This is a genomic window from uncultured Sulfitobacter sp. (assembly GCF_947497275.1).
Classification (GTDB): domain Bacteria; phylum Pseudomonadota; class Alphaproteobacteria; order Rhodobacterales; family Rhodobacteraceae; genus Sulfitobacter.
Genome location: NZ_CANMFS010000001.1, coordinates 711,957 through 733,125, shown reverse-complemented (window position 1 = coordinate 733,125; position 21,169 = coordinate 711,957). Strand labels below are relative to the sequence as shown.

The window sequence follows — 21,169 nt, the reverse complement described above, 5'->3', positions numbered from 1 at the left end:
CTCAATCCTTTTCGCGCCGCTGCTCGGCGGCCGCGATTAATCCAGCCTCCCAGTACGGGATAAACAGGGCCGCGATGTTCTGTGGGATGCCTCGCGCAAATAGCAGCGCAAGGCAGGCTTCGGCGTCGAGGGCTTCAAACCCGCCCATGCCGATCCGCGCCTGACGATAGATCGTGCCGGACGCTTCGATGAATGCACGCCCCTCGATGGAGCGTGGCAAATTAGTATCTTCGGGGCATGCGCCCTCGCCGCCAAACCTTGCACAGCTGTAACCGGGCGCATCCGCGCAGCCGGCACAATGGTTCAGCCCTCCGGTGTACCGGTATTTGGCGAGAGCGCGGAGCCTTTTCCCTCGGCGGTTACCGCGAGGTAGGGCGAGAGAAGCGCCTGTTGCAGTTGCTGCGCCGCACCCGGAAACATTTCCAGAAACTGGTCGATCGCTTCGCCTTCAAAGGGTGCTGCTGCCCCCTCTTCGGTCTCGACACCCTCCCATCCGACGCCGAAACGCCGCAACATCAGGCTCAGTTGCTTGCTTGCGAACAGACCTCGCGTCGCATCCTCAACCGCGATGGGCATGTCCTCATCGTCCAGCGCCTCAACATCCAGCGCCATAGCCGGTGGCAAGGCCCCTCGCGCGAGCCGCAGTGATGACGCTTCGACCTCCTTGTATTCCGCAAAGGTGAAAGGCGCGATCAGGAACACAACACCATAGCCGACATCGATGCGCCGCGAGATGCCGATCGATCTTGAAAGCCTAAGGGCCATCAGACCGGGTTCGCGTAGTTTTCAACGGTATTGCGCAACGTTGCGGTGAACAGGGATGCACCTGCCGCCGGGCGGTTTCCGCGCAAATTGAAGCTGCTGCTGATGATCCCGCGCCCTTCGATCGGAATACCCGTGCGCTCGATCCTCACGCTTGGCGAGCGCAGCTCGAGAGAATAGTCGGCACCCACCGCCCACGTGATCGCCAGATCGATTGCCGTCCCGCTCAGGGCACGGTCATACCAGGTGCGGTCACGGAAGCGGGCGTCAAGCGATCCCGTGACGCTCCACCGGCCCCAATCGATGGCCGCTGCCGTGGCCAGCCCGTTCAGGCTTTCCTGATCCGCTTCGCTACCGGAGTTCAAGGTGAGGCTTACCCCCGTGATAGCGGCGGTTTCTTGCGTGCCGACGAGACACTTGCCGGCAAACCCGACCGGCACCGGATCCACGGCGTAGGTCAGGGGTGTTGCATCGAGAGTATCCGCAACAGGCACCTCTGCGCGGCCGATCATGTTCATCGTCGCGCGGCCCCGCTCGCTGTTCTTGCGTGCCTGCACTTCGAAGCTGGTGGCGACAAGGCTGTCCTGGACGAAATGCTGATCCACACGCTTATGCGAAACGCACTGCGTCATGTACTGGAGCGTCGGTAGCGCCGCTGCCGTGAAGACATGCTGATATTTACCGGCAGAAAGCTCGGTCGTCACCGGCACTCCGAGAATGCTGCGCAGATGCCACCCGATGGAGTTGAGCCCCATTGGCACGACCATGTTGCCGCTCAGGTTCTGGAGCCCGCCAACCGCATCCCCGGGAAACGCATCACCGTAGATCGCTTCATCCTCGTTTAGTTCCTGACTCGGCGAGGTGTTGCAGCTGTAGAACGGCAGCGCATAAAACTGCCCGTCGCCCGCGCCTTCAGCAGCGCCGAAGCCGGTTTGGATACGGGAAAGAAGCTGTGCCTCGTCACCACGTGCATTGCTCATATCTGGATCTCCATTGGATTGATTGAGGTTTCGTAGAAAAGCGTGATCGTGATGACCCCGCCGAGAAGAGTTTCCGCGCCTTCCATCGGCACATCGTTGATTTGCTGAGGCGCGCTGAGATCGATGTAATCGACAAGCCCACCCAAAACGCTGCCGACGAGCAGGACACCGACGGGCCCAACCAGCTCGTCGAAAGCCGAACTGCGCTTCTGCGCCGTCTCGCCCTGCACAACGATCTCCAGATCGATTGGCCGCTGCCATTCGCGCCGGCCAGCGCCCAGCCGAAACCCCGTTTCCACCGGATCTTGCGGAACGAGGTTCAGCAGCCCCTCATCCGGGCAGCGACGTGGCAGCTCGTCCTGACGAGATACCGGTACTGCATGCCCGCCAAGCTGTGCCATGAGAGCCAGGACGACAGCCTCGTGACGTGTCGCCATTATCTGTGGCCCCTTTGATCCGAAAAGCGGATTTCTCTTTCGATCGCATCAGCCAATTCCCGGCTCTTCCGATCGGCAATTTGTTTTACACGGAGACGTTTCTTGAGGCGCACCTGACGCACTAGGAAGAACATCGGCACCGTCACGGTCCCGTATCCGGTTTCCCGGGCTCTCTTGCTTCGTGCTTGGACGAACCCGCCGCGCTTCCCTCTACTCTGACGCAGGCCGTCGACCACCAGCAGAGATACGCCGGAGACGCGGTAGACAAAGCGCAAGGCCCCAAACCGGTGCTCTGGAAAGTTCGACGGCGTGATCGGCTTGCGTCCCTGCCCGAACTTCGGGGCAGCGTCGGTCGGGATCGCGAGCCAGAAACCGTCCGCTGATCGAATGGTGGCTCCACGCTCGAAAGCGTCAATCAACTTCGGCGCTTTCGTTGAAACCGTCGCGGCGGCTCCGAGCGAGTAGCCATACTCGGGATATCGGTTGAGCCGCCATGATCTTGAAAGCCGCCGACCCAAGCCTGCCTGCACTACATCGGCGCGCAAATCGTCCTTCAGGAACTCCGCCGCATTGTGCATCCCGTTTGTCACGGCAACTTTCAGGTCTCTCAATTCATCTGCCATGAACTTTTCGAGATCGCCCTCAAGAGCAGCATTAAGACGGCTCATGGAGCTGAAACCTCAATCGTATCGAGACGCACTTTGAGCCGTCGCCGGTCCGGAATCCTGTAAGACTGGACCTTACGCAGAACGCCCGCGACAGATAGCAGGGTGTTTTTGCCAAACCCCGAGAAGTCGGCGGCACGAATGTCGAACACACCCGTTTCTTCGAGAACCTGCATGGAGCCGACCCTTACCATTTCGTCTGGCTGACTGGGCAACAAGCGAACGGGCTTGGCGGCACCTTCGGGATCCAGAATGGCGTCGATGCCCAACTTCGTGAACTGGACATCGACTGCGCGTTGAAAGACGGACAAGTCTTAGACGTCCAGCTGCTTCGCCGGGCCGCTTCCGCTCGTTTCGGCATCGGCCTTCGCCTTCGCGTCAGCATCGGCCTTCGCCTTCGCTTCGGCTTTATCCTTGTCTCCGCGACGATCCTTCGCGCGCTCCTTCTCGGCGGCATCGGCCGCTTCCTTATCGACAATCGCGCGTGCTTCCGCCGCTGCTTCCGCGGCGTCATCGATATCACCGCAACGGTCGGCCTTGATCTTCCGCGCGATATCCGAGGGAACGGGGCCTTTCCAACCGGCAGGCAGAGTGCGCGACCGGACTTCGTCCAGCGTGTAGGTGAAATCGTTGGTGATCTTTACCAAGCGGTCTTTTTTCTGTGACATTTCACATCCTTCTCGATGCAAGAATTGAAAGCGGCGCCCGCATGGGGCGCCGCAGGTGTATCAACCAGCCGCTGGACTTAGTTGGAGGTGGAACCCTCGACGAGAACCGCCGGGCGCATGCAGATCGGCATCGTCTGCATCATCACTTCGACATCGACGAAACGGTCTTCCTGCCGGTCCGGATGGATCTTGGAATAGAATTCCTGACCCGGCATATTCGTCATGCCCATATAGTCCGGCGACCCGTTGAACTGGCGGAACGTCTGGCGCGTGCCCATGGGGAAGAACTGAGCCTTTGCAGCCGGGATGAAGCTGCGCGTGACGACTGTGCCGTCTTCCTGCGGAACGCCCGCTTCGGCAAGATATTCCTTCCACCAGATCCCCTTGAACAGAAAACCCTTGGAAGTGGGATCACGCAGCGGATCACCGCCGTTTTCGTTCTGGTAGTGTTTGTACCGTTCCTTGAAGTCCGGATGCGATTCCAGCTTATCCGCGTATTCCGGGTGCATCAGGCAGCCGATGCCACTGGACACGTCACCGCGCAGGTTGAGCTTGATGTGACGCTCGACTTCCTTTGCCTTCACACCGATATCGGTGGTCGCGGTACCGAATACAAAATCGACGGATTTGCGTGTGATACCGAATTCGTCGTGCAGATCGAGAAGCTCGCTGCCGTCCGCGTCGAGAACCATACCCTGCAGCGCCCCGGCGCGCAGATATTCACGTGTCACGTCTGTGCTGCCGCGCAACTCTTCCTGACGGTCGGCGACTTCTGTCGCAACCTGCTTCAGCTCCGTCTCCGAACCAAACGCGCGGATGCCGTCGATGTCGTCGGCCGTGATCTTGGACTTGAGCGCAAATCGGGCTGTTTCGAACTTCTTCAGCTTGCGCTTGCCGCGCTGCTGACCTGGTACCGGCGTGCCGCGCGTCGAAGACTGCACCAACTGCAAATGCCCGTTCTGAAGTTCGATCGAGAATGCAACCCCCCGGATCGGTTTGGGAACGAAGATCCCCATCTCGCCGATTTCGCCCCACATGTTGGGCACGTCGCGGACGGCTTCCGAAAGCTCGATGGCCCGGAAAGCGTCATTTCTGAAAATATCGATATGGGCCATCAAACGGCTCCTTTGTGAAGTGTGGTTTCTGTCAGGCGCCTCAATGGCGCCAATCAGGCTCAGACGGCGATGATGCCTGCAGCCTTGAGTTCAGCGACGGCACCATCGCGGTGGGTCTCTGTGGTGAAGGCGGCATCGAACGTGAGCCCCCCGCGGCGCACCTGAGCTTGCCGCGCGATAACGACTGCATCCGTGACATCCGCATCTGCGGCGAGTGCTGGCGTATAAAGAACCGCTGCAGCGACTTCGGAGCCGTCAGCGGCAGTGTGGTCGCAGGCAACGAACTTTCCGGAAGCGGTGATCTTGCCCAGGACCGTACCCGGCTCGAGATCCGCGCCTGCGGCGACAACCACCTCGTCGCGGCTGTAAAAGCTGTGCTCTTCGAACAGCATGAAATCACCGGGCGTCTTGCCCTCTGTAAGTGTCGGCATTTCGTCTCTCCTTGCAAAATTGATCAGTCAGGTGGCTGAAAGCCAGATACCCTGTTCAGCTGGCGCGGCGGGCGCGCTGCGCGTCCTTGACGGGATTTGTGGAAGCACCTGCATGCTCGTCCGGCATATCGAGATCGGCAGCACCACCATTGGCGTCCATCGAAGCGGACAGGGACTGCGTTGCCGTGGCTTTCGGGGCGGCGTCGAGGTGTTTCTTCGCCGTCTCGGCGTCCATGTCGCTGTCAAAGGCGAAGCTTTTGGCCAGGTCTTCCCGGCCCTTTGCTTCTTCGCTGTTCAGGATGGCACCGATCCGCGCGCGCTCTTCTGACGCTAAAGGTTGCGCGGGTGCTGGTGCAGCCTGAGCGACCGGCGGGGTTGTGGGGGCTTCAGGCGCGGCGATGGGAGTGCTCCCAGTCGGAGCCGCTGTTGGTGTGTCCGCCTCTTTCGGCGCTGAGGTCTTGTCGGTCATGGGATCTTCCCCTCTTTGGTTGGATGAAAAACCGGACGGGCTTTCGGCGCGTCCATTTATTTGAGCGACGAAGCGCTCGAATGCGTCACGCGGATTGGCAACTTCGTCGACCAGCCCTGCTGCCAGTGCCTGCTGCCCGATGAAGCACCGCGCTTCGGTCTCAAGCGCCGCCGCAGCGGTGAGTGACGCTCCGCGCCCCGCCCCGACCGTCTCGGCAAAAATCTGGCGGAGATATTCGCATTGCTCTTCCATATCGGACCGGACGGAATCGGGGAGCGGCGCAAAGGGGTTCTCGTCGCCCTTGTGGGCACCGGCAGAGATGACCGAGACATTGATGCCCCGCGCCTCAAGCTGGCCGCTGTAATCCTTGTGCAGGCATATAACACCGATGGACCCTGCCCCGCCGGTCCGCGAGACCACGATCCTTTCGGCCTGTGAAGCGATTGCATAGGCAGCGGAATAGGCATGGTCGCAGACAAATGCATGTACGGGCTTGTCCTGCCCCACCTCGCGGATCAGATCCGCAAGGTCGAAGCACCCGGCAACCTGACCGCCGTAGCTATCGATTTCCAGTGCTATGCCGCGCACTTGACGAGACTCGGCCGCCGCCTCGATCTGCGCAGACAGTCCCTCGTAAGATGTCTCCCCTGAATAGCTTCCAACATATGAGCCGCGATGGATCAGCGTGCCTGTGATGGGAATCACCGCCACACCGTCGATCATACGAAAGGGTTCTGCCCGACCGCTGCGGATCTGTTCGCCGACGCGGTCGTCAAGGAGCGATATCTGGGGTCCGCGCGAAGGGGCTACTTCGGCAAAGCCCTCTACTCCCTCGATCTCGACATTCTGACCGAGAATGCGCGGGCCCAGCCCTTGCACGAACGAGATCGCTTTCGATGGCGCAGCCAGAAGCGGCGTGTGAAACACACGCGATGCGATGTTCGGATATTTCATGATGTCAGTCCTCTGGTGCCATCTGCGGGCCGCCATTGTGGCCAAGCAGCTTCGCGAAACTCTCAGCCATCGGATGCAACGTTCCCTCCGGCATATCGGCGATTTCTGCTTTGATCTGTTCGATATTGTCGGACCAGTCCGAACCGGTCAGCTCTGCGGCTTCTTCTTCCAGAGTGGAAAGGCCCAGAGCGGCGCGCAGCGCGGCAGCCTGCGCTTCCTTGACAGGATCGACAAACCCCTTGCCGGGCCCGATCCATTTGGCGCGGGTGTAAGCGGGCCAGAAGGCGTAGAATTCCGGCGCACCACTTGGCAGCTTGATGTGCCCGTCCATAATCATTTCTTCGAGCCATGCCATGAAATATGGCTGGCAGAAGCCCTGTGCGAAGGCGGTCCTCTTCGCCGTCCAGCCCCGCCAGATCTCGATCATCGCCGCCCGTGCACTGGAATAATTGGTCTTGCTCCAGTCGCTGGCCAGCTGCTCGTACGACATTCCGATGCCGGACGCGATCTGCCGCAGAACGGCACCTTCGAAATCCGCGAACTGAGCCGAGGGCCGCGCCGTCGGCACCATCCCGATCTCATCGTTCGGGTACAGCATTGAAAGCCGCGCACCGCCGATCTTGATGCCGCCGTTGTCCCCGTAGAACTTTTTGCGATCCACGTTCATGTCCATGACGGCGCTACCTTCGCCCTCACCGAACATCTCGTCGATCATATCCGGCCCCATGGGTGAGCGGATGAAGGCGGCGAGCACCGCATTTATCACTGCGGCTTGCAGCTCGACCTTGGAGTACTGCTGCTCCATGCGCAGCGTCTCGACGATCGGGGCCATCCGCGAGATACCGCGCGTCTGGCCATCGCGAAGCTTGTCATAAAAGTGGATAACCTGTGGGCGCCCGTTCTGCCCTTCTCGCCCGATCCTCTTCCAGGTCATACCGTCGACGCCGGACCAATCGGAGTTCGGGTGGCCCTGTCGGAAATGATACGCCAGAGCGACACCGTCGCGGCTGAGATCGATGCCGCCGCGACGGTGCTTTTCGTCCGCTGCGTTCCTCGGGTTGCACAAGAGATCCGGGTCGATAATGCGCAGGGTCGTTTTCGTCGGCCGCGATCTGCGCCAATTCACCAACCCCAGCGCCTCTCCTTCGACCACGTAACTGCGGTACGCCGTCCCGAACATCTGTGACATGGTCTGACTGCGCGTCGTGTCACAGAACTTGCGAGGATCATCGGCGTGACTGCGCCACTTCGCTTCGACTTCTTCCTTGAACTCCTTCGCCCAGGTTGGCGACAACCCGAGCAATCGCCAGTCCGGTTTGAGGAAGGGCCGGAAATTGCCGCCGATGATGCTGTCGACTTCTTTCGCGATCGCGCCGGCCGCCCAACCGTTGTTGCGCGACAGATCCCGAGTACGGGCCGAAACCATATCGCGCCCGCGCAGGACCTCGGAATCGGCAGCGGAATTGCCCGGATTGAAGCTTTGCATCGTATCGACATGACTGTCGCCGGCAACGTAGGGCGCCGCGCCGAACAGTCCGGCTTCCCTTGCGGCAGACGCCGCTTCAGGTGATTTGAACTTGACGGACCCCGCGCGCACGCGGGGATAGGAGTGCTTGCTCAAAACGAGACCCTCCGTGAGCGTGGCCGCTTACGCACCAGCCCAAGCTTCCCCTGCAACTCGCGAATGTAGGCGCGCAGACGATCTTCCGTCGTGCGGGTGTATTCCTGCATGTCGCCGTCGTACTCGACCCGTACAACCTGTGCGCCGGTGAGCAGCTCATGAAGAGCATCTTCAGCCTGTGTCAGCCGCGCCTGCCACTTTTCGATTTCGGCTTCAGTCGGCATAAGCGTTCAGCACCTCTGACAGGCGGCGCTTTTTCGGCGCGGCTTTTGGTTTGGATTGACCCGACACTGTCTGGCCATCGAACAAATCTGCCTGACTATCGGATGCCGGCGCCCCGCGCTCGGCTTCCAGAGCGTCCCATTGATCGTCCGTCAGCGACGCCCAGCCATGACGACGCGCAGCGGCTTCGGCGTAAAGTTCACAGTCAAGCGCTTCGTTGCGCCGGCCCGGTTCTGCCAACTCCCACTTTGCCGTCGTCGTGCCGGTCCGGGAACGCACCAGTATCTTCACTTCCGACGTGATCATCCGGTAGAATTCATCGCCGAGGCCCCGCGCGAAGTGGCAAAAGCCACGCTCGCTGGGATCGGACTGGCGCAACCAAGTGTAGAAGTTTGCCTTCATCATGGAGACGTTCAGCATGAAGCCCCGTTTCTGAAAGCGCTTTGCCTTGCCGTCTTTGCGCCGCTCGAACCGCATCGGCACCATGAAGGGGCCGTTCTGGGAGGATGAGCCCTTCACGCAGAGAACGCGGGTTGATGGGTATCTTTTGGCCCAGCTCCAAACATCGTCCGTGTACGCGCCAGTGTCGATCGACAGGCAATCGATCTTGTAGGACAGGCCCAACTGGGTTCGCCAGAGCTTAGCCATGATCGCGTCGAGGGCCTCCCTGCCCTGCTCGGTCGAGATGTGGTGCGGAATGACGATATAGTCGACGGTCCAACGCTGCCGCGCGCGCCCGAAGGCTTTCACGTGCACCTCGATCCGATCATCTTGGCAGTCGACCCCGGCGGTGACGAGGACACCGAGTGATGGCAGTATACCACGGTCGAGGATGGCCAGGCCGTTTTCCAACTCTTCGGCCTTCTCGGTCCGATCCCGCAGTGCCTCCCAGTCCGGTGCATCGGACGCCGTCTCATACGGCAGGCCCAGAACATCGTTCCAGAACGTTTGCTCTGTCTCGGCTTCGGCGCTTTTCGCGCCAGCCTCAAGGTTGCCATCAATGCGGGTCCAGCCCTTGAGTCTCGCATACTCGACCGCAATAGATGCCCAGTCCCGCTGCGGCGCGTACGCGCGCCATATGTGGAATCCGGGGTGATCGCCGCGCAGATTCTGCGGGACCCATCGCCCGCGCGCAATCATCTGCTCTTTGTGGCCATGCGTAATTGCACATCCGCATGCATCGCAGGAAAAGCATGCCGCGCTCAGTCTTTCCGGGTCGATGTTTGCTTCGAAGTTTTCCCACGTCAGCGGCGCGAAGTGATCACAGTGGGGACACGGAAGATGGAAGAGTCGCTGATCGCTGCGCGCATAGGCCGCCGTGATCCGGCAGGTGCCTTTGATTAGCGACGTCGAGATCCGCAGGACCTTGGCATCCTCGAACCCCGAGGCGCGGCTTTCCGCGAGCGCTTCGGGATCCCCCTTGTCTGTCATATCGAACTTGGCGACGTCGTCCATGATGACGAGGCGGCGGCTGGTACCGGTCAAATCCGCCGGCGATCCCGCGGAGGCGACCTTGAGCGATCCATTGCGCGACAACGTTTCCTGATTGAACGTGTTGTCGCGCTGATCGCCGCCGATCCCTTCACCAAATGTTTCCTTCAGGCTCATCGCCTGCCGCCGCATCGGCTTCCACTTGTTGTTGACCCACTCCGTTGCTGCGGAAGTGGTCGGGTGGACAACGAGGCTATCGAGCGGCGTGTACGCATGCCACGCGCCCAGGGTCGGGTTAATCAACGAAACCGTCTTGCCGATCTGGGCCGACCCCCGCACCGTCACCTCCCGGCAGGGATGTTCGGGCGAAAGTGCTTCATGGATCTCGCGCAGAAATGCAAAGCGGGTTGCGTCGAACGGACCCGGCATCGGGCTGCGCTCGTCAAACTCGATGTTCTCTTCGCACCATCTCGTAATGTCAGGTGGCGGTGGCGGCGCCATTGCCGCGGCCATTGCAGACGTGATGACGGACCGTGCGGAGGTCAGATACCCCATCAGATGTCAGCCTCCTTTTCGGCGTCACTCATTTCGATTACTTCGCCCTGCTCGGTCAGCAGCTGCGCGCGCTTGCCACGATGTTCCCGCCAGGTAGCGATGAGCAGCGCGCGTACCTCTTTGAAATCAACGCCGAGATCATCGGCGACCTTTCGGGCAGCCTGACGCAACACATTCTCGAACTGGGCAATCTCTTTGGCCAGCAGCTGCTGCGTCACCAGGTTTGTTTCCGACGCAAGCACAAAGGTTCCTTCATCCATCGCGTTGCGGCGACGCAGGGCGCGGGCTTCTTCCTGAGCTTTCTGCGTGCGCGCCATGTGATAGGCGTCATCATCCCCGTCGGAGAGCTTCGTGGCGCCGCTGCTCCTAGATTTATTTACCGGGCCCGCTTCCGGCGTGGTCAGGATCGATGCTGTTTTCGCACCGTTGCCCATCATCTGACCTTGATCGAGACGCTTGCCCAAAGCCTTTCGCACCTTGTTCAGATCAAACCGTCGCTGGCGACCATCCCCCGAATAGCACCCGTCCAGCTTTCCCTCGCTCACATATTGACTGATCCGACCACGCGAGAGCTTAAGCTCCGTCGCGAGCGCCGATGCAGTCAGGGTGGACATGTTGAGGGAACTCTTTCCAAGTACTTGTTTAGATTGGGTTTAGGCTTTTCCAAAGGTTTAGCGGGCAGAAACACACGCGCTATGCCGCCCCGTATAACGCCGCCCACTCAGGAGGGACCCGCGATTTTTTGAGATCAAACGCAAAGCGCCCGCTGAGGGTGGTCCTCGGCGGGCGCGAATGTCGTGCTGGCACCTTGTCTAGGGGGTCATCATTTATTCGTCAAACCTTTTCTTGCCACGGTCGCATCGGCGGCATCCTATCGGACAGCACCCAACGCGACAGATTGTCATAGATCTTAAAGGTTTGCCGTAGCTCCAGCAGCGCCAGACACCACTGCAAATAATTGCGCCTCGCCCGGTGCAGCTGGTGCGCAAGGTTGCTGTACGTCACCGGACACCATCTCACATCGACCCGCTTGGCCTTGCGACCACTCAGGTCAGTGACCTGACACAGCAATTCCGTGACACCCCATGTCCCGTGCATGTTTCGCCGCGTTGCCACCGGCACACACCGCGCGCGCGCGCCTACCATCGCATCCGGCACACGCCGCGTTCGGGCCAGCTCTGCGATCTGCAACGCCATACCACGGCCACCACACCCTTCCGGCAACACGGCCACCGCTGCCGCCACCAGATCCGCATCGGCATCCGGCAGCGACCGTCCGCCACCGTCCACACGACACCCCAGCATCCCGCGCTGGTGCACACGGTAGGCGTTACTGGTGTAGCCATAGCCAGCCGAGAGCGTACCCGCGTCCTCGAAGTCCACCGAGGCGCACTCATCGGCGAATGCCCACTCCAGAAGCTGCTGGATGCAGATCTCTTGGCGCACCCTGCCCTTGCTGTCTCTTCCCGCAACAACCGTCCCGCTCATCGCCTTTTGCCCCATCGTCATTGCCGCTTCCCCATATTTTGTGTTTCTCCCTACCCTCACAACTATCTGTTGTTTTCGTTTGAAAAAGGGAGGGTCTGAACGGTCTGAAAGTAAGAGAGAGGGGCTTGAGAATTGCGAAGAAGCAAAACCACAAGCCCATGAAAACCGGCGCAAAAATGGCGGATCACGGCTCGAACGGCCCGAACGGCCTGAAATGCCAAGTAATGCACGGAAACAACACCAACCCCCAACCCCCCTTATATCGCGCGCGCATGCGTTACCTCGCATCTCGGGCCGTTCAGGCCGTTCGAGCCGTTTTCGCAGCACAACCCCTTGTTTTTGCCGCGCTTCCCCAGACCCCCGTTCCGCTACTTTCGGGCGCATTAGGGCGCGGTCGGACCGGTCGGACCCATATTTTCGGAGAAAAAGTGTTGAGGGGTGCGGGGTTCGGGCGGGCGTTGCGGAGGCAGTGTGCATCCGCGAGACCATCAAACCGGATCCTCTTGACTGCCCGAGCTGGCGGTACGCGCGACCGGTCGGCCCTTGGCGTTGCGTGGTGCGCCGTCGAATGTGCGCGCGAACAGATCGGTGAACCGGATGCCGCGATAGCCACTGACGTGACGCTTGCCGGGGCTGAACAGCTTGCCTGTGTCAGGGTCGCGGTGCCTGTCGGCCATGCCCTTGATGCGGTTGGACACGGTGCGCTCGCCCCACATCCCTTCCCCGCGCATGTCAATCCACAGGTTGAACCCGTCGATCAGATCGCGCGCCGTTATGAAATCGTTCGGATCGCCGCTGACCACACAGGCATCCTTGAGGAACGATCCGATCGGGTCGCTGTCCTCGCGGTATCCCCTGGTCGCGTCGAGAACGGCATCAGGCTCTTGCAATCCGCCTTCAAGATAATCGATCAACCCTTCAACCAGCCAGTTAAGAATGCCCGACCGCTCCTCCCAGAGCTTCTTGCCAAGCGATTCATCTCGCTCCGCCGAAGGGATCTGCACGTCGAAGGGCACCAACAGGATGCGGCGCCAGATGCCGTCGTCTGTGCCGCGGATATCGGGCTTGTGGTTGCCGCTGATCGTCAGCTTGAACTGCGGGTGCACCTCGACAAAATCGGAGTGCAGTGCCCGCACGAGGATCGGCTCACCGCCGGTCAACTCCTTGATCATACCTTCCTGCAGGCGCTCGCCTTCCTCCGGCTCAGACGCGCGCACCAGGCGTGCACCGACAAGGGGGATGAGGTCCGGAGTTGCATCGCCACCACCGCGCCGGTTGCGGCCGGTCAGGCTTTCGATCTTGGCGGTTGCGGCATAGTCACCCATCATACGCGCGATCAGATCGATCAGAACCGATTTGCCGTTTGCGCCGGACCCGAAAAAGAACGCGAACTTTTGCTCGCCGACCAGGGCGGTCGTCGACAGTGCAAGCCATCGCTGCAAGAACTGCCGCATTTCGATGTTGGGCATGATCCGCTCAAGGAACGCCTCGAACTTCGGTGCCTTGGCCTTGGCGTCGTATTCCACCGGCATCAGCTTGGTGATGTAATCCTTGCGCTCATGCGGGTGCATCTCGACAGACGCGGTCTTGCCAAACTCCGTGCCGGGACCGCCGGCCACCTTGAACCGCAAGACGCCGCTCTGCGTGTTCACGGCCAGCGGATCGGCGTCCATATCATCGAGCGGTCGGGCCAGATCGACAGTCGCCTCAAGCAGCATGTTCTTCAGCGTGTTTGAGTTGCCGGCCGCGCGCGCTGCCGTCAGATGGCGCTGACGGCTGGATCCCCGCCCCCACAGAACATCGGTGATCTCCTGCAGCTTTGCCTTGATGTCGGCCTTCTGCGTGGTGAACTCTTCTTCGGTCATCCCATCGGGGCGCGGATCCAGTGCAGCCAATGCCTCACGCAGATCGCGCTGCTGGACGATCAGTCGCTGTTCGCGCGGCGTGCCCTTGAGAAACGGAATTTCGTTCTCCATGTGCAGCTGCACCTTCTGCGCATGCCGGCGGGTTTCGATCTCGTCGGGATCGCGCGCCCACCTGCACCCGTCCCATGTAAACCATCCGACACGCGGCACGGGCAATACATCCTCCCGGAAATAGAGCGCAAATCGTTGGCCGTTGCCGGTGTCGTTGAGCGGGCACAACGCCCCCTTGGCCTCGGGCGGCAAATCTTCTTCCGGGGTCCGGGGTGGCCCCTTGCCACCATCATCACCATCATCGTCGCGCGGCGGCGCCACGTTCTCATCCATACCGACAGAATCATCCGGCACGGTTGCTTTTAGCCCGTCGACCGGCGTCACGTCCTCTGCGGAGGCGAACTTGCCGCGCACCTTGTCAAGCGGATCGGACATATCGTCAGGCCGCTTTGTTCATGTGGGATTTGAGTAAAACCAAAACACTGTCCGCGAACAGCGCCTTGAAGGACTTGCCCCTGTTCTCGGGCAACTCCTGCACACGCCGCACCATCCGCGCGGTCTTGTCCAGGTCGTGCGCATCGAGAAAGGACGTGACGGCCTCGGACTGCGTCACGCCTGCCGTGATGACTGCCGGCACAAGCCCGTTCAGACCAAAGCCGTTGTAATAATCGACGATACCCCCAACCTTGCTCTGCCCGACGCCGGTCAGCACCGTCGCCAGCTGCGCGGCGTGCCCCTGCTCGACCAGCCGGCGCACGATCGCAACGCAATAAACCTCGCCCGGCTTCTTTCGGTCGGAACTCGCGTTGTAGGGCATCAAACGACATCCGGCCCGCGCGACAGCCGCATCACATTGCACGGCCCATGGTTCGAACGCGGCGAGCGCCGCCTTGAATATCTGGTTCTGTGACAGCGCGGTCACCGCCCCGTTGATCCAGCTAAAGGCCGCGGCCTCCTGCTCCAGCGTCAGGTCGGACACAACGGCCGGGACTTCGCGGATACCACACAGGGCAGCGGCATGGGTGCGATGCTGCCCGTCAATGATCGCGTACCGACCATCTTCCCGTCGCGACAACATCACTGGCGAGAATTTGGCCCAGTCGAAATGCTTGGCGATCTTGGCGATGTTGCGTTGCCCGGTACGCTCGATCGTACGTTGGTACCGCTCATCAATGACCATGTCCGCGATTTTCACAAAGCCGATCTCGGGTGTGCCCGCAACCTTCGTGCCGACAGGGTCCATTCTGCTGATATCAATCTTGCGTATCGCCATCATCGGTCTCCTCATTTGAATTTAACACATCATTCAGATCGACACCGGCGCCGGCATGTACGATCTGCCCCTTCAATCTCGGCACACGCGCCATGGCACGGCGCAGGCCGCTTTCCAGCTTGGCACGGGTGGCTTTGGGGTCGCTGTCGCCATCCTGTATGAAAATCAGCCGACGCACCCAGGGCGGGGGTACGAATGCGGTGTCGTCGGTCATGTCCGGCAGACCGGAGTGGCGCGTACCCTTGATCCGCTGCATCCGGCCCGACATGTTGCCCAGATCCACCCCGGCCCAATAGGCTGCGCTCGGCACCGGTGCCGCCGCCATCGCGGTCAGCGTCGTCTCAATCCCCTCACCCACGACCATCGTGTCAGTGTCGCGCGGCGTATGCAGCCGGATCGCACCGCCCTTTTTAGACCCCCGAACCAGCTTGGCCGGCAAATCCGCTCCGTCCTGCGTGATCTGCGCTTTTCCGTGTGGGGCTGCGGCCGAAATCCACGTCTGATGAACCGCCTCCAACATCCCGCCCGGCGCTTGAATCGCGGAAATCATGCAGGGTCCGCGATGGCAGGTAACCAGCTGGCCCGCGACCTTCTTGACATAGGGGTGATCGGGCAGCAGACGCAGCGCGCGCGGCACCTCCGGCATCATCGTTTCCGTGATTCCACGCGCCTTGAGGTACGCGCGAACCAATCCGCGATCGGCACCCTCGGAGCGCTGCCAGATCCGCTTGGCATCATCGATCGCGCGGCGGCGGTAGCGGTCCTGCTCTTCTGCCTGGCGGGCGGCGTCCGCTGCGGCCCGGGCGCGACGGCGTTGCAGCTCGGCGGGATCGATGTGCGCGGGTGCATCGCCACACAACCACTTGAGCGCGTCGGGGAACGACAGGTTCAGCACCTGCATCACCAGCGCGATCTGGTCGCCGCCCTTCACGTCGTCGCACTTGCGGCACTGGAATAGGTTGCTGCGCAGATTGATCGCAAACCGGTCCTTGCCGCCGCACAGGGGACAGGGCCCCACCATCTCGGCACCCTGCGCAATCAGCCCAGCGATGCCGATACGGTGAACGACTTCAGTCATAGGAATGCCCTTGGCGTCCATCACGCGAGGATCATCGGGGAAGTTCATTCCACCACCTTTAATTCATCCCGCAGCGCCTCGACGCGTGCGCCCGCCTGAAGGGCATAGTAATCGCGGACGGCAAGGCGCAGCGCGGCGGTGGCAGACGCCCGCCCGTGTGCCGATGCATCACATACCGCCGACGCCGCAGCCCGGATGGCAAACAGGCTTTGCACGCAGTAGCCGCACCGGTCGAGAACCTTGCGCAGCTCGCCAACCCACAGGTCGAAGTCGCGGGTGGACAGGTTTTCAAGCGCGAAATACGCGCTCACCGCCACCAACGCCTGCTGCGCCGGGATGTCCACAGGATCAGCCATGGCCGCAGTCCTTTCGCGTCGCCCATCCCTGCGCGGCGGCATAGCGGTCTGCAGCATCAAGCGCCGGTGCCGCATCGGGCAAGACGGTTGAAGCGGGTACCAGGTTGCGCGCGGCGGACTGCAACAGTTCACCCGCGAACAGGGGGTAGGCATCGACCGCCTCAAGAAAATCCACGACAGCCGCCTGCGCGTCAGGCAGATCCGCACACCATACATCCGCCGACGAGATCAGCTTGTCCTTGTCCTCACGCTTCAACCGTCCGGTTTTCGCCTTGAGCGCGACGGTAGTTGCCAACAGACCGAAGGCGATGACGGGGTTGCAGTCCTGTCTCATATGCTGGATCCAATCGTGCCGGTTTCATTGCCCCAGGCTGACCAGCCGGGGCGGTCGGTGCGTGAAAACACCTCGATGCGTTGCGCGTCGGGCATCAGCCCTTCGGCGGCGGCAAAACACTCTTCCGGCTTGCGGCTGTGCTCGCGCAGCGGGCCTTCGATGGTGATCGTGCCCATCGGCCACGCGCCGCCATCTGCCAGCGATTGCAGACCCTCGTCATAGGTGGGCAAGGTCGACCTTGTGCTCCGGGTGGTTTTCGGCTTGCCGATCGCCCCGATCAGGAACGGCTCGTTAGAGGACCGCAGCACGTAGCCAGTCCCGAACGCATCGCGCCCGCGCGTCGTGCGCTTGACCCATGTGCCGGCAGTCTTGAACGTGAACCCCCACGCAGCCATCACATCAATGGCCTGCGGCAGCATCGGATTGGTGGCCCAGAGCCACAGCAGACAGTTCTCGCCCGCCAGCCAACGCACCGGCAACGTCTTGATCCAGTCGAGATCCATACACAGATAATGCGCCGCCGGGTTCTTCGCCTCGCCCTTGGCGCTGAAATTATCGAACCGCCACGGCGGGTCCGCCATGATCAGATCAAAGCCCCCCGCAGGGCGCAGCGCGCGAAATTCGCTGATGATCTGGGCGGTCATCTGTATCGACCCACAGCCGAAAAGAGATCGGGAAATCCCTTAGCAACCAAATCACTCTGGCTCGGTGGAGATGTCAGTACGTCAGCCCGGCTATAAACGGTCTCTTGAGCGATCAGCGGTATAAAACACGGTGGACTCTGACATTGGATGTTGTGGTAATCTGGGTCACCGGATCGGGCTCGTGTTTGCAGCACACCCGATCCGGCTAGAGTAACCGCACCTCTGTAATGTGCGGGACCGCCGGCCCATGGGTTCTCGCAGAACCTATGGGCCACATCGCCACAAGGAGGATCTCCCTCATGGCAATTTCTAAACACGCCCTCACCGGCGTGCCTTTGAACGAAATCACAGTAAAACGCAAACAGCTTACGAGGCAAGAGGCCGTTACTGTTCACATCATGGCACACGAAGGTCATTCGTACACTGACATCGTGCAGCAGCTGGGAACAAACGCAAATCGTGTCGGCGAAGTTCGACGCGGCGAAGTTCATCCGGACTCGGCCAAGATCGCGCTGAACTTGCTTTTGGCCAAGAGAAAAGGGTTTGGTGGAGCGCGCACGAACAAGCGCCAATCGGGACATTCCCGAACCTGACGTAAGCATTGAAATAATCCTGCGGCGCGACAATCCGCGCCGCAGGATGGCCCTGGGGGAGCCGGGGGCATATTCGCGCGACCGCGCCCCCTTACGGCATGAAAGGCCTCTCAAGCCCCGCACGAATGGATAGAAGGTGCCGCGTGGACCAGCCGAACGCGCGACACCCCCCGCGATCCGGCGGCGGTCCCCACCAGCCGCCGGATCGATGCACATCGGGCGGGCTCCGGCGGAGGGATAAGTCCCGCCGGACCGCGGGGCGCGCGGCAACTCCAGCAGAACCAGCACCCCCTCCCGATGCTGCATGAGATATCCTGGAAGACCGATTGCTGGATTAAGGTCAGTCATTCTGCTCCGCCTTCCGATCTGAAAGACGATAAATCGTGCGAATCTCATCTCCGTCAGATTTGCGTACGAACTCAATTGCAGTGATCCGCCGCCCGAATCGACGTAGTATTGCCGCTTCATTGAACCCAACCGAGGGAGCCTTTGCCGTGCTATCCGTGTCAGACATACTGAAACTCCTCGACAAGGCGCCGATCTGGAAGACGCTGACCCAGACGCCAAAGCAAATTGCCGAACTGGAAGCGCGCGTTGCAGCGCTCGAAGCTAAACCCCGTGAGGCGGAGCACCTGCACACCTGCGGACAATGCGGTCAGCCCGCGAGCGTAACGGCGGTCAGAGATCACCCGACCTTCGGCGTGTTCGGAAAGAAGATACGCACCATCACTTGTCAGGCGGGCCATGCAATCGAATACGATTGGAAGCCTGAGTAACCCGCAGCCAATCATGCCGCTGCCCTCCACGCATCGTCGTGCAGCAAATACGCCGGCGCGGTTTGCGGGTGCAGCCGCAGCGCCATCGCGACAAATGCGCCGCGCGGCCCTGCTCCGTTCCACCACCGCCGCGCTGCCCGCTCCGTCACGCCGAACGCCAGCGCCACATCGGCGATGCAAGCGAAATGCGCGTGCAGATAGTCCCGCCACAGGTCCGGAAAATCCCGTTGCACCCGAAACGGCACAAAGGGGATCACCTGTCCGGACAAAGCTTCACTGGACGCAACCGGGCGATTCGCGCCACCTTCGGGGAACACCAGAATCGTGCAGCCCTTCATGCCGCACCCCCGATCAAGACAGAGGCGGGCCGCCCCGGACCAACAGATTGGCCCGCCTCCCCCAACCAGCCCCGAAAGGACCGGAAGACCATGAAATACAAAATTGAACCCAACGGTCTGATCAGCGACGAAGACGGCAACATCACAGCGGCCCAGAGAGACGGGTTTATTGTGGGCTCTGCCCTTTGGCCAACCATGCCGTACATCATTCTTCGCCTCTATCGTCAGACCGAACATGCACAGGGCCGGGAAAGCAGTCACACGGACGAAATACCAGCAAACCTGATTGATCAATTTGTTCTAACGTCGGACAACGCGCGCAAAATTGCGCGCGAAATTCTTCGAAAAGCTGACCAGGCCGACCGTGACCTTCAGACGGTGCTGAAACGCGGACCATCGTAGCTCCGGTGAGCGGAATGAGGTCCGGGGTCATGGCGACTTCTCAGACGTTTCAGCCTCGCGCAAGGGTCGTGTCGAGTCCGGCACGCCGTATTGCAACTCTGCGAGCACAGCCGCGTTCAGCCGGCCTTCTCTCATTTCGGGTGGTTCAGTGGATACGTTGTGCGTCATGGTGTGCCCTCATCTTTGTCAGAAACCTCAATCCAGCTTGAGGCCGGCACAGCACCGCAGGTTGCGCGCTCGATCCGAAACGCAAGATCGAGCGACGGGCGTTTTTTCCCGCGCAACAAGTCTGACAGGTAGGACGCGCTCACATCGATACGCTTGGCCCATTCGGCCTGATTGCAGTCTGACTGCGAGATAAACTTTTTCAGCATCATGCGAACGTTCTCTTACAGCGAACCATGATCAGTCAAGAGCAATATTCGTTTACAGCGAATATTCTCTCCTAGCTGATTTTAATTCTGATCCAAATTGGGCAAGCAACGAACATGGCACTCGACATCAGAACAGCACTTAAGGAACGCGGCAAAACCCAGGCGTGGCTCGCTGACGAAGTCGGCGTAAGTCGCGGGTACATGAGCGAGTTATTGTCGCAAAAGAAAAGCCCCTCGCACGAGCTACTACTCAAATTGGCAAGCGCTCTAAACGTGTCACCGGCCAAGCTTTTTGATGAAGAAAGCCCCATTCCCGAACCGGGCGAAACTGGCACCATGAGGCAAGGGTTCGCGGAAGCCGGAAGCGCGTGCTTGGCCCCGCCCGGCGCAGGACGTACAAGCCTTGCCGCGATCGCCTCAACGGTCAGACATTCGCAAAACTACATTGCGACCGAGACACTGCCGGTTTTCTTAATGCAGCGCGGCGATGTAATCACCGTCGACGCGGCGGCAAAGGCAAAGCCCGGCGATATTGTCGTGATTAATCAAGTTAATATGATAACAAATGAAAGCGTTTCCCACGTCGCGCGCTGGACTGGTCACAACTTTCTTCTGGGTGACCCCACAGCAAGCATACAGACCGACCATGATGTTCTAACGGTTTCAATAATGGGCGTGGTTAGAGGGCTAAGCCGGTCGATCTGAGAGACAGGCCTAATTCTCCAGTCCGTCAATGAACTTTCGCGCCTGATCAAGACTGACAAACTTTTCTCCCATCGCTACGAATAGGCTCCCGCTTGATGTGATGCGATGCCCCTTATGGACAGTTTCGCCATGTTCGATACGCGACGAGGGCTGCGCGCGTTTCGCAGTCGATATGGGCGCATCCTGCTGACCTAAGCCTGCGTTGGCCCGCTTCATCATCTCGACCATCTCCGAAACGGATTTTGCAGTGTCAATCTGTGCGCTTCCGATCTGAGCGAAAGCAACCAAGAGCACGCATGATACAACCCCTCCGAAAGCAAGCGCGATCGGCAACAGAGTGCCCATCGCGAATGCCATAATGATCCCGGCACAAATACCCAATGCCACGCCCAGCCAACCGATCACCTTTAGAAAGCCAAGAACGCTTTCCGGCAAAGAATAGTCTTTCCTCATTTCACTCTCCTTCTACGAGAACACTGGCCACACCGTGCGAACAATCCAACCCCTAAAATCTGCAATCCTCCCGATTGGTCGGGGCCGATTCGCAACTAAGTTCTCTGGTGGCGAACATTTCTCTTGACG

At 60.5% G+C, this 21,169-nt stretch carries 28 protein-coding genes; 4 read left to right on the top strand and 24 right to left on the bottom strand.

Features of this window, described 5'->3' with window-relative positions; translation table 11 throughout:
- Window position 1 precedes the first annotated feature (1 nt).
- The 21 genes from Q1A06_RS03640 to Q1A06_RS03540 all read right to left on the bottom strand — a co-directional run bounded on the left by Q1A06_RS03640 (window position 2) and on the right by Q1A06_RS03540 (window position 17,399).
- Window positions 2-220 (bottom strand): hypothetical protein, encoded by a 219-nt coding sequence (locus Q1A06_RS03640; protein ID WP_299558725.1) that lies wholly within the window; start codon window positions 218-220, stop codon window positions 2-4.
- An 83-nt stretch (window positions 221-303) separates the two neighbouring features.
- Window positions 304-765, bottom strand: a complete 462-nt coding sequence (locus tag Q1A06_RS03635; protein WP_299558723.1) for a hypothetical protein — start codon at window positions 763-765, stop codon at window positions 304-306.
- Window positions 765-1,742: a phage tail tube protein gene (locus tag Q1A06_RS03630; protein WP_299558721.1), complete on the bottom strand. Its 978-nt coding sequence runs from the start codon at window positions 1,740-1,742 to the stop codon at window positions 765-767. The genes Q1A06_RS03635 and Q1A06_RS03630 overlap by 1 nt, the downstream gene beginning before the upstream one ends.
- Window positions 1,739-2,179 (bottom strand): hypothetical protein, encoded by a 441-nt coding sequence (locus Q1A06_RS03625; RefSeq protein ID WP_299558719.1) that lies wholly within the window; start codon window positions 2,177-2,179, stop codon window positions 1,739-1,741. The genes Q1A06_RS03630 and Q1A06_RS03625 overlap by 4 nt, the downstream gene beginning before the upstream one ends.
- Complete coding sequence (locus Q1A06_RS03620; RefSeq protein ID WP_299558717.1) at window positions 2,179-2,847, bottom strand: DUF6441 family protein; 669 nt, start codon at window positions 2,845-2,847, stop codon at window positions 2,179-2,181. Before Q1A06_RS03620 ends, Q1A06_RS03625 begins: the two co-directional genes overlap by 1 nt.
- Window positions 2,844-3,155 (bottom strand): hypothetical protein, encoded by a 312-nt coding sequence (locus tag Q1A06_RS03615; RefSeq protein ID WP_299558715.1) that lies wholly within the window; start codon window positions 3,153-3,155, stop codon window positions 2,844-2,846. Before Q1A06_RS03615 ends, Q1A06_RS03620 begins: the two co-directional genes overlap by 4 nt.
- 3 nt (window positions 3,156-3,158) lie before the next feature.
- Window positions 3,159-3,491, bottom strand: coding sequence for a hypothetical protein (locus tag Q1A06_RS03610; RefSeq protein WP_299558713.1), 333 nt, complete (start codon window positions 3,489-3,491; stop codon window positions 3,159-3,161).
- A 98-nt stretch (window positions 3,492-3,589) separates the two neighbouring features.
- On the bottom strand, window positions 3,590-4,627 hold the full coding sequence (locus Q1A06_RS03605; RefSeq protein ID WP_299558711.1) for a major capsid protein: 1,038 nt from the start codon (window positions 4,625-4,627) through the stop codon (window positions 3,590-3,592).
- A gap of 59 nt (window positions 4,628-4,686) precedes the next feature.
- A complete protein-coding gene (locus tag Q1A06_RS03600; RefSeq protein WP_299558709.1) occupies window positions 4,687-5,058 on the bottom strand; it encodes a head decoration protein in 372 nt (123 codons plus the stop codon).
- 55 nt (window positions 5,059-5,113) lie between these two features.
- Entirely contained in the window at window positions 5,114-6,481 is a 1,368-nt protein-coding gene (locus Q1A06_RS03595) for a S49 family peptidase (protein WP_299558707.1), read from the bottom strand.
- A gap of 4 nt (window positions 6,482-6,485) precedes the next feature.
- On the bottom strand, window positions 6,486-8,102 hold the full coding sequence (locus Q1A06_RS03590) for a phage portal protein (RefSeq protein WP_299558705.1): 1,617 nt from the start codon (window positions 8,100-8,102) through the stop codon (window positions 6,486-6,488).
- Window positions 8,099-8,326 carry a gpW family head-tail joining protein gene (gpW, locus tag Q1A06_RS03585; RefSeq protein ID WP_299558702.1) on the bottom strand — a complete coding sequence of 76 codons (228 nt, stop codon included), beginning with the start codon at window positions 8,324-8,326 and terminating at the stop codon, window positions 8,099-8,101. The genes Q1A06_RS03590 and gpW overlap by 4 nt, the downstream gene beginning before the upstream one ends.
- Complete coding sequence (locus Q1A06_RS03580; RefSeq protein WP_299558700.1) at window positions 8,316-10,310, bottom strand: terminase gpA endonuclease subunit; 1,995 nt, start codon at window positions 10,308-10,310, stop codon at window positions 8,316-8,318. Before Q1A06_RS03580 ends, gpW begins: the two co-directional genes overlap by 11 nt.
- Window positions 10,310-10,774, bottom strand: a complete 465-nt coding sequence (locus Q1A06_RS03575) for a hypothetical protein (protein WP_299558698.1) — start codon at window positions 10,772-10,774, stop codon at window positions 10,310-10,312. Before Q1A06_RS03575 ends, Q1A06_RS03580 begins: the two co-directional genes overlap by 1 nt.
- Before the next feature lie 370 nt (window positions 10,775-11,144).
- Entirely contained in the window at window positions 11,145-11,819 is a 675-nt protein-coding gene (locus Q1A06_RS03570; protein WP_299558696.1) for a hypothetical protein, read from the bottom strand.
- Window positions 11,820-12,286: 467 nt separating this feature from the next.
- Window positions 12,287-14,149: a DNA primase family protein gene (locus Q1A06_RS03565; RefSeq protein ID WP_299558694.1), complete on the bottom strand. Its 1,863-nt coding sequence runs from the start codon at window positions 14,147-14,149 to the stop codon at window positions 12,287-12,289.
- Window positions 14,150-14,153: 4 nt separating this feature from the next.
- Window positions 14,154-14,990, bottom strand: coding sequence for a DUF6551 family protein (locus Q1A06_RS03560; protein ID WP_299558692.1), 837 nt, complete (start codon window positions 14,988-14,990; stop codon window positions 14,154-14,156).
- On the bottom strand, window positions 14,968-16,113 hold the full coding sequence (locus Q1A06_RS03555) for a hypothetical protein (protein ID WP_299558690.1): 1,146 nt from the start codon (window positions 16,111-16,113) through the stop codon (window positions 14,968-14,970). Before Q1A06_RS03555 ends, Q1A06_RS03560 begins: the two co-directional genes overlap by 23 nt.
- A complete protein-coding gene (locus Q1A06_RS03550) occupies window positions 16,110-16,421 on the bottom strand; it encodes a hypothetical protein (protein ID WP_299558688.1) in 312 nt (103 codons plus the stop codon). Before Q1A06_RS03550 ends, Q1A06_RS03555 begins: the two co-directional genes overlap by 4 nt.
- Window positions 16,414-16,755, bottom strand: coding sequence for a hypothetical protein (locus Q1A06_RS03545; protein ID WP_299558686.1), 342 nt, complete (start codon window positions 16,753-16,755; stop codon window positions 16,414-16,416). Before Q1A06_RS03545 ends, Q1A06_RS03550 begins: the two co-directional genes overlap by 8 nt.
- A complete protein-coding gene (locus Q1A06_RS03540; RefSeq protein ID WP_299558684.1) occupies window positions 16,752-17,399 on the bottom strand; it encodes an MT-A70 family methyltransferase in 648 nt (215 codons plus the stop codon). The genes Q1A06_RS03545 and Q1A06_RS03540 overlap by 4 nt, the downstream gene beginning before the upstream one ends.
- 299 nt (window positions 17,400-17,698) lie before the next feature.
- On the opposite strand from Q1A06_RS03540, the gene Q1A06_RS03535 reads away from it, so the two are divergent.
- Both Q1A06_RS03535 and Q1A06_RS03530 read left to right on the top strand, forming a co-directional pair.
- Window positions 17,699-17,992, top strand: coding sequence for a hypothetical protein (locus Q1A06_RS03535; RefSeq protein WP_299558682.1), 294 nt, complete (start codon window positions 17,699-17,701; stop codon window positions 17,990-17,992).
- Window positions 17,993-18,495: 503 nt separating this feature from the next.
- Window positions 18,496-18,768 (top strand): hypothetical protein, encoded by a 273-nt coding sequence (locus Q1A06_RS03530; RefSeq protein ID WP_299558680.1) that lies wholly within the window; start codon window positions 18,496-18,498, stop codon window positions 18,766-18,768.
- Window positions 18,769-18,779: 11 nt separating this feature from the next.
- On the opposite strand, the gene Q1A06_RS03525 is transcribed toward Q1A06_RS03530, so the two are convergent.
- The gene (locus tag Q1A06_RS03525; protein ID WP_299558679.1) at window positions 18,780-19,106 is read right to left on the bottom strand and encodes a hypothetical protein; all 327 of its coding nucleotides are present in this window, start codon (window positions 19,104-19,106) and stop codon (window positions 18,780-18,782) included.
- Between the two features lie 90 nt (window positions 19,107-19,196).
- Between Q1A06_RS03525 and Q1A06_RS03520 the strand changes: the two genes are divergently transcribed.
- Window positions 19,197-19,508 carry a hypothetical protein gene (locus tag Q1A06_RS03520; protein WP_299558677.1) on the top strand — a complete coding sequence of 104 codons (312 nt, stop codon included), beginning with the start codon at window positions 19,197-19,199 and terminating at the stop codon, window positions 19,506-19,508.
- 164 nt (window positions 19,509-19,672) lie between these two features.
- Here Q1A06_RS03520 and Q1A06_RS03515 read toward each other — a convergent pair whose 3' ends face one another.
- Window positions 19,673-19,885 (bottom strand): helix-turn-helix transcriptional regulator, encoded by a 213-nt coding sequence (locus Q1A06_RS03515; RefSeq protein WP_299558675.1) that lies wholly within the window; start codon window positions 19,883-19,885, stop codon window positions 19,673-19,675.
- Between the two features lie 111 nt (window positions 19,886-19,996).
- On the opposite strand from Q1A06_RS03515, the gene Q1A06_RS03510 reads away from it, so the two are divergent.
- Window positions 19,997-20,587 (top strand): helix-turn-helix transcriptional regulator, encoded by a 591-nt coding sequence (locus Q1A06_RS03510; protein ID WP_299558673.1) that lies wholly within the window; start codon window positions 19,997-19,999, stop codon window positions 20,585-20,587.
- 9 nt (window positions 20,588-20,596) lie between these two features.
- Here the strand turns inward: Q1A06_RS03510 and Q1A06_RS03505 are convergent, their stop codons facing one another.
- The gene (locus Q1A06_RS03505; protein WP_299558671.1) at window positions 20,597-21,040 is read right to left on the bottom strand and encodes a hypothetical protein; all 444 of its coding nucleotides are present in this window, start codon (window positions 21,038-21,040) and stop codon (window positions 20,597-20,599) included.
- Window positions 21,041-21,169 lie beyond the last annotated feature (129 nt).

What these genes read in the sequence shown, in the direction of transcription:
- Q1A06_RS03605 (WP_299558711.1), bottom strand. Translation starts at nt 4,627, where the DNA reads ATGGCCCATATCGATATTTTCAGAAATGACGCTTTCCGGGCCATCGAG.
- Q1A06_RS03630 (WP_299558721.1), bottom strand. Translation starts at nt 1,742, where the DNA reads ATGAGCAATGCACGTGGTGACGAGGCACAGCTTCTTTCCCGTATCCAA.
- Q1A06_RS03560 (WP_299558692.1), bottom strand. Translation starts at nt 14,990, where the DNA reads ATGATGGCGATACGCAAGATTGATATCAGCAGAATGGACCCTGTCGGC.
- Q1A06_RS03540 (WP_299558684.1), bottom strand. Translation starts at nt 17,399, where the DNA reads ATGACCGCCCAGATCATCAGCGAATTTCGCGCGCTGCGCCCTGCGGGG.
- Q1A06_RS03525 (WP_299558679.1), bottom strand. Translation starts at nt 19,106, where the DNA reads ATGAAGGGCTGCACGATTCTGGTGTTCCCCGAAGGTGGCGCGAATCGC.
- gpW (WP_299558702.1), bottom strand. Translation starts at nt 8,326, where the DNA reads ATGCCGACTGAAGCCGAAATCGAAAAGTGGCAGGCGCGGCTGACACAG.
- Q1A06_RS03595 (WP_299558707.1), bottom strand. Translation starts at nt 6,481, where the DNA reads ATGAAATATCCGAACATCGCATCGCGTGTGTTTCACACGCCGCTTCTG.
- Q1A06_RS03635 (WP_299558723.1), bottom strand. Translation starts at nt 765, where the DNA reads ATGGCCCTTAGGCTTTCAAGATCGATCGGCATCTCGCGGCGCATCGAT.
- Q1A06_RS03580 (WP_299558700.1), bottom strand. Translation starts at nt 10,310, where the DNA reads ATGGGGTATCTGACCTCCGCACGGTCCGTCATCACGTCTGCAATGGCC.
- Q1A06_RS03545 (WP_299558686.1), bottom strand. Translation starts at nt 16,755, where the DNA reads ATGAGACAGGACTGCAACCCCGTCATCGCCTTCGGTCTGTTGGCAACT.
- Q1A06_RS03520 (WP_299558677.1), top strand. Translation starts at nt 19,197, where the DNA reads ATGAAATACAAAATTGAACCCAACGGTCTGATCAGCGACGAAGACGGC.
- Q1A06_RS03550 (WP_299558688.1), bottom strand. Translation starts at nt 16,421, where the DNA reads ATGGCTGATCCTGTGGACATCCCGGCGCAGCAGGCGTTGGTGGCGGTG.
- Q1A06_RS03555 (WP_299558690.1), bottom strand. Translation starts at nt 16,113, where the DNA reads ATGAACTTCCCCGATGATCCTCGCGTGATGGACGCCAAGGGCATTCCT.
- Q1A06_RS03570 (WP_299558696.1), bottom strand. Translation starts at nt 11,819, where the DNA reads ATGACGATGGGGCAAAAGGCGATGAGCGGGACGGTTGTTGCGGGAAGA.
- Q1A06_RS03600 (WP_299558709.1), bottom strand. Translation starts at nt 5,058, where the DNA reads ATGCCGACACTTACAGAGGGCAAGACGCCCGGTGATTTCATGCTGTTC.
- Q1A06_RS03515 (WP_299558675.1), bottom strand. Translation starts at nt 19,885, where the DNA reads ATGATGCTGAAAAAGTTTATCTCGCAGTCAGACTGCAATCAGGCCGAA.
- Q1A06_RS03535 (WP_299558682.1), top strand. Translation starts at nt 17,699, where the DNA reads ATGGCAATTTCTAAACACGCCCTCACCGGCGTGCCTTTGAACGAAATC.
- Q1A06_RS03625 (WP_299558719.1), bottom strand. Translation starts at nt 2,179, where the DNA reads ATGGCGACACGTCACGAGGCTGTCGTCCTGGCTCTCATGGCACAGCTT.
- Q1A06_RS03510 (WP_299558673.1), top strand. Translation starts at nt 19,997, where the DNA reads ATGGCACTCGACATCAGAACAGCACTTAAGGAACGCGGCAAAACCCAG.
- Q1A06_RS03620 (WP_299558717.1), bottom strand. Translation starts at nt 2,847, where the DNA reads ATGAGCCGTCTTAATGCTGCTCTTGAGGGCGATCTCGAAAAGTTCATG.
- Q1A06_RS03505 (WP_299558671.1), bottom strand. Translation starts at nt 21,040, where the DNA reads ATGAGGAAAGACTATTCTTTGCCGGAAAGCGTTCTTGGCTTTCTAAAG.
- Q1A06_RS03565 (WP_299558694.1), bottom strand. Translation starts at nt 14,149, where the DNA reads ATGTCCGATCCGCTTGACAAGGTGCGCGGCAAGTTCGCCTCCGCAGAG.